The 15,270-nt window shown below is 56.9% G+C and carries 14 protein-coding genes; 9 read left to right on the forward strand and 5 right to left on the reverse strand.

The features are described from left to right. Positions 1–15: 15 nt before the first annotated feature. The 3 genes from R84865_RS05780 (at position 16) to R84865_RS05790 (ending at position 2,363) form a co-directional block, all read left to right on the forward strand. The gene (locus R84865_RS05780; RefSeq protein ID WP_435631075.1) at positions 16–741 is read left to right on the forward strand and encodes an ABC transporter permease; all 726 of its coding nucleotides are present in this window, start codon (positions 16–18) and stop codon (positions 739–741) included. Next, complete coding sequence (locus tag R84865_RS05785) at positions 741–1,469, forward strand: ABC transporter permease (RefSeq protein ID WP_435639082.1); 729 nt, start codon at positions 741–743, stop codon at positions 1,467–1,469. The genes R84865_RS05780 and R84865_RS05785 overlap by 1 nt, the downstream gene beginning before the upstream one ends. Positions 1,470–1,577: 108 nt before the next feature. Further along, on the forward strand, positions 1,578–2,363 hold the full coding sequence (locus R84865_RS05790; protein WP_435636505.1) for a transporter substrate-binding domain-containing protein: 786 nt from the start codon (positions 1,578–1,580) through the stop codon (positions 2,361–2,363). 110 nt (positions 2,364–2,473) lie between these two features. Here R84865_RS05790 and R84865_RS05795 read toward each other — a convergent pair whose 3' ends face one another. Beyond that, on the reverse strand, positions 2,474–3,217 hold the full coding sequence (locus tag R84865_RS05795) for a glutamine amidotransferase-related protein (protein ID WP_435636504.1): 744 nt from the start codon (positions 3,215–3,217) through the stop codon (positions 2,474–2,476). A gap of 456 nt (positions 3,218–3,673) precedes the next feature. On the opposite strand from R84865_RS05795, the gene R84865_RS05800 reads away from it, so the two are divergent. Next, entirely contained in the window at positions 3,674–4,066 is a 393-nt protein-coding gene (locus R84865_RS05800; protein ID WP_435631079.1) for a winged helix-turn-helix transcriptional regulator, read from the forward strand. Between the two features lie 70 nt (positions 4,067–4,136). On the opposite strand, the gene copM is transcribed toward R84865_RS05800, so the two are convergent. The 3 genes from copM to gap all read right to left on the reverse strand — a co-directional run bounded on the left by copM (position 4,137) and on the right by gap (position 6,957). After that, complete coding sequence (copM, locus tag R84865_RS05805) at positions 4,137–4,556, reverse strand: CopM family metallochaperone (RefSeq protein WP_435639083.1); 420 nt, start codon at positions 4,554–4,556, stop codon at positions 4,137–4,139. Between the two features lie 42 nt (positions 4,557–4,598). Then, positions 4,599–5,546 carry a carbohydrate kinase family protein gene (locus tag R84865_RS05810; RefSeq protein WP_435631081.1) on the reverse strand — a complete coding sequence of 316 codons (948 nt, stop codon included), beginning with the start codon at positions 5,544–5,546 and terminating at the stop codon, positions 4,599–4,601. A gap of 409 nt (positions 5,547–5,955) precedes the next feature. Further along, positions 5,956–6,957 (reverse strand): type I glyceraldehyde-3-phosphate dehydrogenase, encoded by a 1,002-nt coding sequence (gene gap / locus R84865_RS05815; RefSeq protein WP_435631082.1) that lies wholly within the window; start codon positions 6,955–6,957, stop codon positions 5,956–5,958. A 448-nt stretch (positions 6,958–7,405) separates the two neighbouring features. Between gap and glk the strand changes: the two genes are divergently transcribed. The 3 genes from glk (at position 7,406) to R84865_RS05830 (ending at position 10,229) form a co-directional block, all read left to right on the forward strand. Further along, the gene (gene glk, locus R84865_RS05820; protein WP_435639084.1) at positions 7,406–8,368 is read left to right on the forward strand and encodes a glucokinase; all 963 of its coding nucleotides are present in this window, start codon (positions 7,406–7,408) and stop codon (positions 8,366–8,368) included. Beyond that, on the forward strand, positions 8,365–9,255 hold the full coding sequence (locus R84865_RS05825) for a D-hexose-6-phosphate mutarotase (protein WP_435631084.1): 891 nt from the start codon (positions 8,365–8,367) through the stop codon (positions 9,253–9,255). Before glk ends, R84865_RS05825 begins: the two co-directional genes overlap by 4 nt. A gap of 77 nt (positions 9,256–9,332) precedes the next feature. Next, positions 9,333–10,229, forward strand: a complete 897-nt coding sequence (locus tag R84865_RS05830; RefSeq protein ID WP_435639085.1) for an aldo/keto reductase — start codon at positions 9,333–9,335, stop codon at positions 10,227–10,229. A 774-nt stretch (positions 10,230–11,003) separates the two neighbouring features. Here R84865_RS05830 and zwf read toward each other — a convergent pair. Further along, a complete protein-coding gene (gene zwf / locus R84865_RS05835) occupies positions 11,004–12,479 on the reverse strand; it encodes a glucose-6-phosphate dehydrogenase (protein ID WP_435631086.1) in 1,476 nt (491 codons plus the stop codon). A 301-nt stretch (positions 12,480–12,780) separates the two neighbouring features. Between zwf and hexR the strand changes: the two genes are divergently transcribed. Next, the gene (hexR, locus tag R84865_RS05840) at positions 12,781–13,644 is read left to right on the forward strand and encodes a transcriptional regulator HexR (RefSeq protein WP_435631087.1); all 864 of its coding nucleotides are present in this window, start codon (positions 12,781–12,783) and stop codon (positions 13,642–13,644) included. A gap of 176 nt (positions 13,645–13,820) precedes the next feature. Continuing rightward, positions 13,821–15,239, forward strand: a complete 1,419-nt coding sequence (locus tag R84865_RS05845) for a sugar porter family MFS transporter (protein ID WP_435639086.1) — start codon at positions 13,821–13,823, stop codon at positions 15,237–15,239. The last annotated feature ends 31 nt before the right edge of the window (positions 15,240–15,270 follow it).

A 15,270-nucleotide genomic window follows, 5' to 3' on the forward strand; every position in this document is an offset into this window, starting at 1 on the left:
CCGGTGGAGAACCCTATGTTGCCTGCCTGGCTTGATTTCATGGGCTACGGCCCGCGGTTGCTTAGCGGTGGCCTGCTAACGCTTGAAGTAGCGCTGCTATCTCTAGTGATTGGACTGGTGTTGGGGCTGCTGGCCGCCAGCGCCAAACTGGCGCGCTCAGGCGCGCTACGCGCCATCGGTACTGCTTACACAACGCTGATTCGCGGCGTTCCTGATTTAGTGCTGATGATGCTGCTGTTTTATGGCGGTCAGATTGGTGTGAACGCCTTTACCGACTGGCTCTATAGCCTGAGCGGCGGCGCCATCGACATTTACATCAATATCGATGCCTTTACCGCTGGCAGCGTGACCATCGGCTTCATTATCGGGGCTTATATGGCGGAAACCTTCCGCGGTGCCTTTTTGGCTGTGGAAGCCGGCCAGATGGAAGCGGCGGAAGCCTACGGCATGCGCCCGCTGCAAGCGTTCTGGCGTATTCGCTTTCCGCTGATGATGCGCCACGCGCTGCCGGGCATCGGCAACAATTGGCTGGTGCTGCTGAAAATGACCGCGCTGGTGTCAATTATCGGGCTGAGCGACATGGTACAGGTGGCCGATGAAGCTACCCGCGCTAACCACGCTCCCTTCCTGTTTCTGATACCGGTAGCATTGGGCTATCTGATTATCGCGGGGCTATCGGAAATTGTCTTTCAGTGGCTGACGCGTCGCTATAACACCGGCGTAATAGAGGGCGACGAGTAATGGATAGCTTACTTTCTCAGCTCGGCGACTACCTCAACGGTAACCAGGTGTTTACCGTCAACACTCTGGCAATGTACTGGCATGGACTGGTCAATACCGTCCAATTGGTATTTATCGCGCTGCTTATCGGCCTGCTATTGGCCGTTCCCTTCGCCATCATGCTTAGCTCTAAAAAGCCGTGGCTGAAGTGGCCCATGTGGGCGTTTACCTATCTGTTTCGCGCGACACCGCTGCTGATCCAGCTGTACATTGCCTATTACGGCTTCGCCTTTATGCATCCCGCACCAGGCAGTTGGCTGAACACCTTCAGCAGTAATGCGCTCTATCCGGCGCTGCTGGCCTTCACGCTGAATACTGCCGCCTACACCACCGAAATTTTCCGCGGTGCCATCAAGGCCACCCCGCGCGGAGAACTGGAGGCCGCCCGTGCCTATGGGATGTCGCGTGCCCTGATGATGCGCCGGATTATTCTTCCCAGCGCCTTCCGCCGCGCCCTGCCCGCGTACGGCAACGAAATCATTTTCATGCTGCACGCCAGCGCTATTGCTAGCGCCGTTACCATCATGGATCTAACCGGCGCGGCTTATTACGTGTATTCACGCTTTTATACGCCATTCCCGGCATTTATTTTTGTCGCATTACTTTATATGGTGTTGAGCTTCGGCATCCAGGGGCTGTTCAAAGTGCTTGAACGCAAACTGCTGGTCCATCAACGCCCGCGCGGCTGAGATCGCCGTTATCAACAACAATACGTTAAGCCACGCCATGCGCCGCTATATCGATAGCCAGCCATGGCGGGTGCCTGACTTTCGCTCATGCCTGCGAGGATACTGATCATGATGCTCAAACCACTTGCCCTCAGCGCCATTGGCCTGGCCACTGCCTGCGCGATAACCGCGTGCAGCCAAGGCGAAGAAAACAGCAATAAAGTACGTTTTGTACTGAATGCCCCTTACGCACCGTTCGAATTTTCCGACTCCAACGGCGACCTGAAAGGCTTCGATGTCGAGCTGGGCAATGCATTATGCAAGCAGGCCGAGCTCCAGTGCAGCTGGAAAACCCAAGCATGGGATAGCCTGATTCCGAGTCTGCTGTCACGCAAGGCAGACGCGATCATGTCGGCCATGACCATCAACGACGAGCGCCGCCAGCAGGTATTGTTCTCTGATCCTTACCTGGTGTTACCGTCAGGCTGGTTTGTGCCGCAATCCTCCAGTATTACCGATGTGTCGAGCGATGCTCTGAAAGGCAAGCGCATTGCGGTGCAGCGTGGCACCCTCCAGGACAGCTACATCACCGACGTGTATGGCGCCGACAACACGGTGGTGCGCTATGCGAGTCTCGATGACGTAACCATCGACTTGCAGGCAGGCCGCGCCGATGTCGCCTTTGTCGACGTAGCAACGGGCCAGGAAACCTTCGTCGAAAATAACAAAAACAAGTTCAAGCGCGTGGGTGAGCTGATTAACGAGCCGAAGAAATACTTTGGTGACGGTTTTGGGATTGCGTTCCGTCAGCGTGACAAGGCGCTGGCCGACAAATTTAACCAAGCGCTAGCGGAACTGAAGAAAAATGGCGAATACGACCAGTTGGTGCAGCACTACTTCCCTGACAAGCAGTAAGCATCTCACCAACAGCGTTGGGCTATTAATAACAAAGGGCTGCCGATTGGCAGCCCTTTGTGTTGCTATGCATTAGACATGCGTGATCCCAACGCCCTTTCGGCCTTGGCTTAGCCGGAGCGAATCAGCGCGAAGCTTTGTGCTTCAACCAATGCATGCTCGATAAATTCAACGATCCAACAGGCGACCAGGCGCTCATCAGTGGGGTTATCAAGCGACGCCAGCCATACCGGTGCCTGATCGGCGCTGAGCAGCGATTGGCGCTCGTTGACCAGTTCGCGGGCCAGCTCGGAGGAAAATTCGGGGTGCCCCTGTATGCCCAAGAAGCACTCATCGTACTGAATAATGGCATTGATACAGTGGGGCGTACTCGCCAACACTTGTGAGACGGGCGGCAGCTCTGTGACCTGATCCTGATGGACCACCACCAGACGCACGTCCTCGCGCGGCGGCTCCATCCAATCGGTGGTACGTTCGATATGGTTGAGCGCCGTACCGAGCCCCCAGCCCTCAACGCTACGTTCCACCTTGCCACCCAACGCCTGCGCAATCGCTTGATGACCGAAACATATGCCTAACAGCGGGCGGCGTTCTTCCCACAGCAGCCGAATAAAGCCCAGCAGACCGGACACCCACTCGCTGTCGTCGTAGACGCTCGCCTTGCTGCCGGAGATCAACCACGCATCCATTGCCAACGTATCGTCCGGCAGCTCGCCTTCATGGACACGCCAGGTTTCAAGCTCAATGGTGTCGTCTACGCCCCGCAACAGCTGCCCATAAAGCTCGGGATAATTGCCAAAGCGCTCTAACTGCTCGGCCGCGAGGTCGTCACACTGTAATAGCCCTACTCTCATACGCGGTTCCTATAGGGTGAGGAGCGTTGCCATGCGCAGACTGCGCCAGCGGCGCGGCGAGCCACGCTGAATGTGCTCTCATATCATGATTGTTGTGGTCGTTACCGGAACCGGCACCGTGCTAACACGATGGGTTCCGAACACCCAACATACCTTAACCGCCGCAGTGACAACAGAGCGTTTACTCTCGAAGGTGGCCTGAATCCATATGGAAGCTGCGCCCCTTAAGGTAAACGGAACGTTAACGCTGTCTTTCGAATTCAGTATGCGCTTCGAACTTGTGCAACGCGGGGATTCGACCTACCTTAACGCACCAAGCAAACACCCGCTGCCAGCCCGTTTACCGGCGACTTACCGAGCCACCGGGATGTGCCGGCATCGGGATTAAGGACGACGCGCTACGACGCGTGCCAAAGGCAAAAACGCTCTACCCGTTTGATAACGTGAGGATTGACTATGACGATGCGCGAAAGTCCCCAGCGCAGCGCCCCGTCAGCGCAACAGGAGGACCGCGGCGATGTAATGGCCACCGGCTGCCCTTCGCGCGAGATATTGCGTCATGTCACCAGCCTGTGGGGGGTATTGGTGCTGGTGGCGCTTACCGAAGATACCTACCGTTTTGGCGCGCTAAGGCGCACTATCGGCGGCGTTAGCGAGAGGATGCTGGCACAGACCTTGCGCCTTCTGGAACAGGATGGCCTGGTAAAACGCACCGCCTACGACGTGATACCTCCGCACGTCGAATACAGCCTGACGCCTCCGGGGCGTGAAGCAGCGGCACATGTTGCCGAGCTAACCGACTGGATTGAGCGGCACTACGAAACGCTCAACAGCGAACAGACCGCCTGAACGAAAGCAGCGGACGCTGAACGGAATATTCCCGTTCAGCGCCCGCTGCAAGCAAGGCTTCTCTTAACGATCAGTGATCAGCGCCCTGCTCGGCCTGATTAGCCTCAAGCCAGCGCTTCATCAGTTTGATTTCGCCTTGCTGCGCGTTAATGATGCGCTCGGCCAAGCGACGCATTTCGTTGTCCTTGCCGTATTTAAGCTCTACCTTCGCCATATCGATAGCGCCCTGATGGTGAGCAATCATGCCGCGCACAAAATCAACGTCAGCGTTGCCGCTGTAGTCCATCGACATGGAGCGATGCATCTTTTGGTTGGCATCTTCATATGCCTGGCTCGACGGCGCAGACGTATCCCCCGACGCCTGCGAGGACATCTGCGCTGACTCCATCGCGTGGTGGCTGCTATCATCCGCCGCCAGCGCTGGAGCTGCCCAGGAGACAGCAGCACTTGCCAAACATAGTGTGATTAAACGCGCGATTGAACGTGACACGATCATCTCCTTGGTCAAACGGGTAGCGAGGCAGTGCTGGCCTTATTCGCTGTCGGCCAGCTCGCGACGATAAGGCAGATCAGGGCCTTGACGCGTGCAGGTAACCCCAGCGGCGCGGTTGGCGAAGGTGACCATGCGCTTGATCTCATCGTCGGTCAACGCCGCCACTGCTTCCTGACTGCTGCGGTCATGCTCGTCAAGCCAGCACAGCAGTGCCGCCTGGAAGGTATCGCCGGCACCCACGGTATCGACGGCCTCAACGGGTTCAGTAGGCAGGTCAATGCGGCCTGAGCGAGTAAAGACGCTGACACCTTCAACACCGCGCGTCACGATTACGAGCTGGGTGCGCCCTGCCAGCCACTCCTGCGCTTTATCGCTGCCTTCGCCGTTATCGTACAACGATTCCAAATCTTCGTCGCTGACCTTGATAATGTCGGCGTGCGACGCGAAAAAGCCAATACGATCACGCCAGCGATCCTTGTCCTTCTCGATTTTCAGACGCACATTGGGGTCGAGCGTCACCAGACGATTCTTGCCTTCCCGCTCAACCAACGCGCCGAGGGTTTCAGAGGTAGGCGACACCACCAGCGAATAAGAGCCTACGTGAATGGCTTTGATTGAGTCATCAAGCTCCGGCAGGCTGCTAAAGGCCAGCGCACGATCGGCACCCTTCTCGTGATAGAAGGAATACTGTGGCGAGCCATTGGGGCCCAGCGCCACCATCGCGATGGTGGTCTTGCAGTCGCCCTCGCGCACCAGATACTGACAATCCACGCCTTCGCGCTCTAGCACCTTGATTAACCGCTCACCCAGAAAATCGCTGGAGACACCGGTCAGCAGGGCAGATTTTCCGCCAAGTCGCGACAGGCCGAATGCTACGTTGAACGGTGAGCCACCAGCGACTGCACGAAAATCGATCGCTGCTGCGGAGTCGTCGTCACCAGCGTGGGCAAACACATCAAACAGCGCTTCGCCACAAATCAAAAACATGGGGTTTCCTTAACATACTGGCAAGCGCATCAAGCCATCGTGCGCTGCCTCTCACTTACAGAAGAAGGGAATCTCACGAGTACCGCTGTACTCTGCCTCACATAACTGCACCGCAACGTTGCCCAGCGCCGCTCAAAGGATGACGGGCACCTCAGGCCATTAATACCTGACGGCAGCCTCGTGCCCCGCGGCGCTCGGCCATGGCTTGGCGGCCAGGCAACATAGAGCGCTTCAGATAGCGAAGTCTATCCAAAAAATAACCGCACGACGCGGCCTGAAACAACTGCCCAGCGTCCCTTGGAGCTGCGCGCTATCTTTTGGATATACTTCCGGCAAGAAAACACCCCTTACAGGGTGCTTTCACGCAGGGCTCGACACTGCCGAGCCCCGATCCATTGGCAACTTGCGATTAAAGGAACTTGCCGATTGCCAGCGCGTTATCGAGCATACGGTTGGAGAAGCCCCACTCGTTATCGTACCAGGAGAGGATTTTCACCAGCTTGCCGGATACGCGGGTGTGGTTCTTGTCGAAGATCGACGAATGCGAGTTGTGGTTGAAGTCCACTGATACCAGCGGCAGCTCGTTAACCGCCAACACGCTGGAACCTTCCGCAGCCTTGTCGATCAACTCGTGGATTTCTTCCTTGGTGGTCTCGCGGGACGCAGTGAAGGTCAGGTCGACCACCGATACGTTGATGGTCGGCACGCGCATGGCGAAGCCATCAAGACGACCTTTCAGCTCAGGCAGTGCCAGCGCAACGGCGGAAGCAGCACCCGTTTTGGTCGGGATCATCGAATGGGTAGCACTGCGCGCACGATAGGTGTCCTTGTGATAAACATCACACAGGTTCTGATCGTTGGTGTACGAGTGAATGGTGGTCATCAGACCGGTTTCGATACCGATACCGTCGTTGATGGCCTTCGCTACCGGCGCCAGACAGTTGGTGGTGCAGGACGCGTTGGAGACAATGTGATGCTCGGCGGTCAGCTTGTCGTCGTTGACGCCAAACACGCAGGTCAGATCGGCATCGCCGCTGGGGCCTGAAAGAAGTACACGCTTGGCACCCGCTTCGAGGTGCTTGGCAGCGTCGGCACGCTTGGTAAAGATACCGGTGCATTCGAACACGATATCGATATTCTGCTCTTTCCATGGCAGCTTGGCAGGATCGCGCTCAGCGGTAATCGCAATCTTGTCGCCGTCAACGCTGATGGTATCGCCGTCGTGCTTGACCTCGAAACCGAAATGGCCGTGAGTCGTGTCAAACTCCAGCAGGTGCGCATTCAGGGCTGAGTCGCCCAGATCGTTGATGGCCACGACCTCAAGCTTGTCGCGATAGCCGTTTTCATAGAGCGCGCGCAGCGTGTTACGTCCGATACGCCCGAAGCCATTGATGGCAATACGCAGAGTCATTGATATCTCCTTGAGCAGAGTGTCTGTGAACACAACCTGATGCTTTCCTATACGCAAAAGGTATAGAAAGCGTTGCTGATTCTCTTAATCGAGTTCGGCTGAGCGCTAGCATACTGCATCGCTTTCTTGAGAGCATCCATGCGCCACTGACGAATCTGATGATGTGCCAAATATTGCTAAATTTACGCACATTCTGACGATTGGGCAGCCCCTTTGATGCCCGCCTTTAGTCTAATGCGGCCACGTCGCTACCGCCTTTATGAACGCTTGATCTGCCTTAACGCAGATATAAGCCATGACTGAATACATTGGTGCTGGCCTGCTACAGTCCGTTAACATAGCGATATAGGCGCTCGATACATTATTGGGCAACCACTGCAATATCAGGTAAGGCAGCTACCCCCTATTTACACTGGCGCCCTACCAAGCAAGTTACGGAGAAACAGTCATGACTCGGATGGCCCTCGTTGGCGATATCGGCGGCACTAATGCGCGTTTCGCTTTGGTCGCTCCCGGCGAATTCGAGCTTCAGCATATCGAAGCGCTGCCCACTGAAGATTACCCAACGCTGTCTGACGCACTGAGGGCCTACATTGAGAAGGTCGGCTGCGAGGCTCCCAAGGAAGCTTGCCTTGCCTTCGCCTGCCCGACTCATCAAGACGAAATCAAAATGACCAATAATCCGTGGACGCTAAGCAAAAAGGCGTTCAAGGAGGAATTTGAGCTCGATACATTCAAGGCCATCAACGACTTTACTGCGCAAGCGTTGGGCCTACCCCACATTGGCAGCGATGACCTCCATCAGGTCGGCGAAGGTGATGCTGCCGAAGGCTATGCCCGTCTGGTAATGGGCCCAGGCACGGGGCTGGGGGTCGCGGGATTGGCCCCCAGTCAGCGCTACTGGATTCCGATTACCGGTGAGGGCGGTCACGCCAGCTTCGCGCCTACCGACGATATCGAGATAAAGCTCCTGCAGTGGTTCCGCGAGCGCTACGATCGCGTCTCGGTCGAGCGCATACTGTGTGGACAAGGGCTACTCGATCTGTATACCGCCTTAGCCGAGTTCGATGGCCGCACGCCTACCTGCACCACACCAGCCGAAGTGACTGATGCCGCCAAGCATGGCGATGCACCGGCGCGCGATGCCGTATTGCGCTTCTGTCGCATTCTCGGCCATGCCGCAGGAGACGTCGCGCTTACCCTCGGCGCGCGCGGCGGTGTCTATCTTGTCGGCGGTGTACTACCACGCTTCCTCGATATTCTCGATGACAGTGATTTCCGCATTGCTTTCGCCGACAAGGGGCGCATGGGTGAGTACACTGCAGGAATCGCTACCTGGGTAGTTACCGCCAAATGGACAGGGCTACTCGGGGCTGCTGAGGCGCTATATAACGAGGAGGTAGTCGCGTGAGTGCATCCAATACGTTAAGCAGGGCAATTCCTGCCGATCTCGCCGAGGCGGTGGCCGCCACCGACGGTCAGCGCGAGGTCGATTGGCACGGCCGCAAGGTGGTGGTCGTCCACGAGCACTGGGGAGCCCTCGCGGTGTCACTGCAAGGCGCCCAGGTACTTCACTTCGCACCGCGCGGACAGTCTCCGTGGCTGTGGCTAACCTCAACACCGAAAGAGGCGCCCCAGGCCATTCGCGGAGGAATTCCATTGAGCTGGCCATGGTTTGCCGACCGTGAAGATGGTCAGGGACCAGCTCACGGCTATGCACGTACTGCCGAATGGCGGCTGGACACCAGCGACGAAGAAAACGACGGCATCGAACTCCACTTGTCGCCGCTACAACCGTTGGACGAGCAGCTAACGCCGCGCGTGGTTATCAAGGCCAATCATCAGCGTTTGCGGGTGGAGCTGATTACCGAACATACCGGCGATACCCCGGTGCGCTTTACCCAGGCGCTGCACAGTTACTTCGCCGTTGCCAATACCCACGCCAGCCGCGTTGAGGGGCTGGCGGGCGCTACGTTCATCGATAAGCTGAAAGGCAATCATGAGTCTGAGCAGCAAGGGGAGCTGGCAGTGCGCGGCGCGCTCGACCGGATTTATCATTCCAACCGCGCGCTGAGCCTGATTGATACTCGAGCCGAGGGCGACCACCGCCTGCGTATTGCCAAGGAAGGCAGCGATTCAAGCGTTATCTGGCATCCCGGCGATGAAGCGCCCACCGATATTCCTGCCGATCATCTTTATGGTTTTTTGTGCGTCGAGGCCGCGTGTACCCAACTCGACCCCATTTGGCTAGCACCGGGCAGCCAGCATCTGCTCGCCCAACAGATTACTCTCGACTAACGCGCTGTTATGCTGTGGCGCGGGGCAACCGTAATCGCCCCGCACGTTATTCGACTTCTCCATAAAGGATCTTCCGCGTGGCTGACCCCAGGGCAATCGACAGTCCATTTATTCTCGGAATGCGCAACCTTCACCTGCGGCCTGAGCTAGACACTCCTTCCACCTTGGCAGACTGGATCGAGCAGCGCGTCGATGAAGGGCTGCACTGGTTCGATCATGCAGATATCTACGGCGATGGATCACGCATGGGGGATGCCGAGGCGCGATTCGGCGAAGCGCTTGCACTACGCCCGGCGCTGAAAAGCAAAGTAGGCATTATTGCCAAAACGTCGATCATCCCCGCCACGCTCGACGACTCCCCCTTCTCCGTAAAACATTACAACAGTTCGCCTGATTATCTGGCCCGCAGCATCGATGACTCGCTCAAGCGTCTTGGCGTCGAGCGGCTCGACCATCTGCTGCTGCACCGCCCTGACCCGCTGCTTGACCCCGAGACCACTGCCCGAGCGCTGGAAGATGCAGTAAACGCAGGCAAGGTAGGCGCCGTTGGCGTATCCAACCATCTGCCAACCCAATGGCGTCGTTTGCAAGCTGTGCTCTCCATTCCGCTGACGCTGAACCAATTCGAGCTATCCATTGCACGCAGCGCTGCCCTGTTCGACGGACGCTGGGACGCCTCCTGTCAGGACAAACTGCAGGCGGTCGCCTATTCACCGCTGTTCGGTGGTCGCCTGTTTGAAGGCGCGCTGGTAAAAGAGATGCTGTGCCAGCTTGCCGAGCAGCATGGACTGTCGCCGGCCGGGATCGCGCTCGCGTGGCTTACCCGAATTCCCGGTAACCCAACAGCCATTATTGGCTCGCTGAAATCCTCGCGAGTTCAGGCCCTGCTGGAAGACTCGGGCAAATCCTTCACACTGGATCGCACGGCGTGGTTTGCATTGCTGGAATCGGCCCGCGCCCACCGCGTGCTCTAACCCCTTCTCGCTCTAGCCCCTCTCGGTCTACTGGCAACCAAGGCGGCCGAGAAGAGCGCTATAGCGGCGGAGCAACGTTCCCGTAGTATTGCGCTCAGCGACCAGCGTACGCCGCCGGATACTGCACCACGCCCTGTGGTGCAGCCGGCTCGGGTGTCGATCGCCCACATGCTGGCCGATCAAATGCCTAACCCGCCGCTTGAGCCCCTACCGTTACTCCGGTGCCGCGGAGCATCTCCGCAGTTTTATCGATGCCCTGCGCTGCCCAATGGCGCTGCGGCAGCCATGATATTAATTCCCGCCTTCATCCGTTTTATGTTTATCGCGCGCCTGCGATTGTTCGCCTTATTGGGCGCGACACCCCCGTGCAGCACGGTTCGTGGCAGCAAAAAGGTATGTAAATAAAACAAAAAAACCCGCCTCAATGAGGCGGGTATAGAAAAACAGCCGAGGCTGTCGAGAGAGACTTTGACCACATAGTGCTAAGCACAATACGGTGCAAGACGTTGATGACCAAAATTGTAGCTACAGAATTGTGTAGTAACAATCCTACCTTGCAACTTTTTTGCTAATTGCGACCATATGCCACAGGTAGTGTCTCGCGATTGCCTTTGAAGCGTTTTATTGCTGCCCCGTGTCCCGCTCCACTCTGCTGCCTTCCATCACAAGAAATACCCAAAATGAGCACACAAAAAAGCCCCGACCATCACTGGTCGGGGCTATTGCTACCAGGGCTGAAAAACGCTGTTTAGCCAGCCCAAAGCGGCGTAGCGCTTAATACTCTTCGTACCAGGAATAGCCATCGCGCGTAATCATCGCGATGGACGATACCGGGCCCCAGCTACCGGCAGGATAACGCTGCGGCGGCACACCACGCGAGGTCCAGCCGTCGATCAGCTTGTCGACCCAGCGCCATGACCATTCTACTTCGTCGCGGCGTACAAACAGATACTGACGCCCTTTCATCACTTCGAGAATCAGACGCTCGTATGCATCAGGGATGCGCTCGGTCGGGAATGCCTTATGGAAGTCGAGATCAAGCGGCCCAGGGCGTAGACGCATGCCTTTATCAAGACCGGAATCCTTGGTCAGGATTTGCAGGTTGATACCTTCATCGGGCTGCAGGCGAATCACCAGCTTGTTGGTGGCCAAACCACGCTGATCGGGATCGAAAATGTAGTGCGGCTGCTGGCGGAAGTGAATGACGATTTGCGCCAGTCGCTCCGGCATGCGCTTACCGGTGCGCAGGTAGAACGGCACACCCGCCCAGCGCCAGTTGGCCACTTCTGCCTTCAGGGCAACGAAGGTTTCAGTGTGCGAATTGACGTTAGCACCCTCTTCATCAAGATAGCCGGGCACCTGTTTGCCACCGGAAGTACCTTCGGTGTACTGACCACGCACGACGTCGGTCGCCAGCCGCTCACCTTCGATGGGACGAAGCGCCTTCAGCACCTTGACCTTCTCGTCGCGAATACTGTCGGCGTCGAGACTGGTGGGAGGCTCCATGGCAATCATGCACAGTAGCTGCATCAGGTGATTCTGCAGCATGTCGCGCACCTGACCGGCCTGATCGTAATAGCCCCAGCGCCCTTCTACGCCGACCGTTTCTGCCACGGTAATTTCAACGTGCGAGATATTGGCCTGGCTCCACTGATTGCCGAACAGCGGATTGGCAAAACGCAGCGCCAGCAGGTTTTGCACCGTTTCCTTACCGAGGTAGTGGTCGATGCGATAAATCTGGTTTTCAGCGAATACCTTGCCGATGGCATCGTTGGTTTCGATGGAGGTATCGAGATCGTAGCCGATAGGCTTCTCAACGATCACGCGGCTGTCATCGTTAAGGACCTTGCTCTTCTCAAGGTTCTCGCAAATAACCCCGAAGATGCTGGCAGGCACCGACAGATACACCATCAAGGGCGAGCCGTGCTCCTTGTTCCACTTGGTGATGGCGGTATAACCCTTGGTATCCGAGAAGTCGAGTTTCAGATACTCGAGGCGAGCTAGAAAGCGCTCAAGCACAGTATCGTCGAGTGATTTCTTGTCGACATGTTTGTGCAGAGCATCGCTGACAAGCTTGGTGAAGCTGGCGGTATCGTGCTCATGACGCGCCAGACCCAGAATACGCGTGTTATCCGCAAGCAGGCCGCCATGCTCAAGAAAGTACATTGCGGCATAGAGCTTGCGCACGGCCAGGTCACCAAGCGCACCAAATAACGCAACATCCACCGCCGGCGTCTGTTCTACTGCCATTGCGAGCTCTCCTTAATAAATACGGGGTAGTAAGCGACAACATTAATCATCGCCACGACTGCAAACAACTCTACTAAATGTAAATTTACAACATTTGCGAATTGTCCATCGACCTTGGCTAAGAATATCACACCGCATCGACACGCACTGCCATCGCATGTAACGCACCCGTCAGGTAACGTATTGCCTGATACGACGGGCTGCCCTTGTTAGGCTCGGCGCTCTATACTGCGGCATGACGGCGATGGTAAAGCAGCAATGTTTCCATCTCATATACCAATAAAGCGGAATAACGACCCACATGGTGGCACACGATTTACTGAGCAAGATCCGTGAACGCTTGACTGATCTCAACCGGTCGGAGCGCAAAGTAGCCGAAGTCATTATCAAGGACCCCGCGTCGGCAACCGGCATGAGCATCGCCTCGCTGGCACAATCCGCCGGCGTCAGTGAGCCGACGGTCAACCGTTTCTGCCGCAATTTCGATGCCAAGGGGTATCCCGACTTCAAGATCAAACTGGCGCAGAGCCTCGCCGGCGGCACCCCCTACGTTACGCGCTCGGTGGAGAGCAACGACGACGCCAAGGCATACACCAGCAAGATATTTGGCGCCACCATTGCGGCGCTGGACACCTTCAGCCGCCAGCTTCCAACCGAATTGATCGAACGGGTGGTTGACCATATTTCCCAGGCGCGCCAGCTGTTTTTCTTCGGTCTGGGCGCTTCCGCCCCTGTCATCATCGATGCTCAGCATAAATTCTTCCGCTTCAACATGCCGGTCATCGCTTACGAAGATGTGTTAATGCAGCGCATGGCCGCGGCGGCAATGACAACGGGCGACGTGGTGGTGGTGATTTCGCATACCGGACGCACCCGTGAACTGGTGGATATCGCTGCCAGTGCCCGCGAAAACGGCGCGGTGGTGATTGGTATTACCGAAGAAGGTTCGCCTTTGGCGGTGCAGTGCAGCGCGGTGTTGGGCGTCGAATCGCCTGAAGATACCGAGCTCTATATGCCCATGACCTCGCGCATTGTGCACCTCGCCCTGATTGACGTGCTGGCAACCGGTGTAACGCTGCGACGTGGCGAGGATTTCCTGCCTCATCTCAAGAAAATTAAAGATAGCCTGAAGCCCACCAAATACGCGCGTGGCGAGTCGCTATAGTGCAGGAGCCCTAGCACAAAAGCGACGCTCTACTTTGGTCGAAATTGTCCTCAAAACAGCGCGTTAGCAATTCCCTAGCGACCGAGTTAGGTGCAAGCTAGCAGCACTTGATGCACCGCCCGCTTCTGACTGGCAGAAGCGGCAACGGTGCAAGGCAAGCTATCTGGAGAAAACCAATGGTCAATACCCCATTGGACGGCAATCAAACGTCGTCCGACTCGTCCAGTGTCGACATCGTTCCACTGGTATGGCTCAGTGCAGCACTAGCCGCCTTGGCTGGCCTGATGTTCGGTCTCGATATCGGTGTTATCTCCGGCGCCCTCGGACTGATCAAGGAAGAATTTCACGTCAGCACACTGACCGAGGGCTGGATTGTCAGCTCGATGATGGGTGGTGCAGCGGTGGGCGCATTGGGCGCGGGCTGGGTATCCAACAGCTGGGGGCGCAAGAACGCCCTGCTGGCGGCCAGCGTACTGTTTTTTGTCGGGGCGCTGGTGGTCGCAATGGCTCCCAACGTCGATATCATCATCGTTGGTCGCGTACTGCTGGGGCTCGCCGTCGGGGTTGCCTCTTTCACCGCACCGCTTTATCTCTCCGAAATCGCTCCTGAGCGTATTCGCGGCACCATGATCTCGTTCTATCAGCTGATGGTCACGGTAGGCATTCTGGCCGCCTTCGTATCGGGCCTCGCTTTCAGCTATATCCACAGCTGGCGCGGTATGTTCGGCATTCTATGCGTACCTTCCGCGGTGCTTTTCATTGGTGTATTACTGGTGCCCAATAGCCCACGCTGGCTGGCATCCCGTGATCGCTTCGATGAAGCCAAGGAGATGCTGGGCAAGCTGCGCGCTTCGCGGGCGGAAGTCGAGAAGGAAATGAGTGAGATTACCGCTGCGGTAAACAGCGACGATCACACCAGCGGCTGGAAACTGCTTGCTCGCAACAGCAATTTTCGACGCTCGGTGGCGCTGGGGATTGCGCTGCAGCTAGTGCAGCAGTTCACCGGCATGAACGCGATGATGTATTTCGCTCCGCGCATATTCGAACAGACCGGCTTCGGCAGCGAGGCTCAGCTGTGGAGCACGGTGCTGGTAGGACTGGTCAACGTGCTGGCGACGGTGATCGCGATAGGCTTCGTCGACCGCATTGGACGTAAGCCGATTCTCTATCTTGGCTTCACCGTGATGGCGGCAGGACTCGCGGTTGTTGCCGCCATCATGGCGGTAGGGGCGAGCACTTCCTTCCTGCAGTTCACTGCGCTTATCGCACTGCTGGTATTCGTCGCCGGTTTTGCCATGTCAGCAGGCCCGCTGGTATGGACGCTTTGCTCCGAAATACAGCCGCTGGCCGGGCGAGATTTCGGCATTAGCTGCTCAACCTTCGCCAACTGGGCCTCGAACATGGCGCTAGGTGCGTTCTTCCTGCTGATGCTGAACAACCTCGGCGGTCCGGTCACCTTCGGCATCATGTGCGTGTGCAACCTGCTTTACATTGTTTTCACGTGGGCGTTTATTCCCGAAACCAAAGGCGTTTCGCTTGAACATATCGAGCGCAACCTGATGTCCGGAAAACCACTGCGTCAGATCGGTAGATAATTTCACTGATAGTGAAAACCAATGCCACAAC

Source organism: Carnimonas bestiolae, from assembly GCF_051251145.1.
Taxonomy (GTDB): Bacteria; Pseudomonadota; Gammaproteobacteria; order Pseudomonadales; family Halomonadaceae; genus Carnimonas; species Carnimonas bestiolae.

Excerpts from the sequence above, each read along its gene's own strand:
- R84865_RS05780 (WP_435631075.1), top strand. The coding sequence starts at position 16 with ATGTTGCCTGCCTGGCTTGATTTCATGGGCTACGGCCCGCGGTTGCTT.
- R84865_RS05785 (WP_435639082.1), top strand. The coding sequence starts at position 741 with ATGGATAGCTTACTTTCTCAGCTCGGCGACTACCTCAACGGTAACCAG.
- R84865_RS05790 (WP_435636505.1), top strand. The coding sequence starts at position 1,578 with ATGATGCTCAAACCACTTGCCCTCAGCGCCATTGGCCTGGCCACTGCC.
- R84865_RS05795 (WP_435636504.1), bottom strand. The coding sequence starts at position 3,217 with ATGAGAGTAGGGCTATTACAGTGTGACGACCTCGCGGCCGAGCAGTTA.
- R84865_RS05800 (WP_435631079.1), top strand. The coding sequence starts at position 3,674 with ATGACGATGCGCGAAAGTCCCCAGCGCAGCGCCCCGTCAGCGCAACAG.
- R84865_RS05810 (WP_435631081.1), bottom strand. The coding sequence starts at position 5,546 with ATGTTTTTGATTTGTGGCGAAGCGCTGTTTGATGTGTTTGCCCACGCT.
- gap (WP_435631082.1), bottom strand. The coding sequence starts at position 6,957 with ATGACTCTGCGTATTGCCATCAATGGCTTCGGGCGTATCGGACGTAAC.
- glk (WP_435639084.1), top strand. The coding sequence starts at position 7,406 with ATGACTCGGATGGCCCTCGTTGGCGATATCGGCGGCACTAATGCGCGT.
- zwf (WP_435631086.1), bottom strand. The coding sequence starts at position 12,479 with ATGGCAGTAGAACAGACGCCGGCGGTGGATGTTGCGTTATTTGGTGCG.
- hexR (WP_435631087.1), top strand. The coding sequence starts at position 12,781 with ATGGTGGCACACGATTTACTGAGCAAGATCCGTGAACGCTTGACTGAT.
- R84865_RS05845 (WP_435639086.1), top strand. The coding sequence starts at position 13,821 with ATGGTCAATACCCCATTGGACGGCAATCAAACGTCGTCCGACTCGTCC.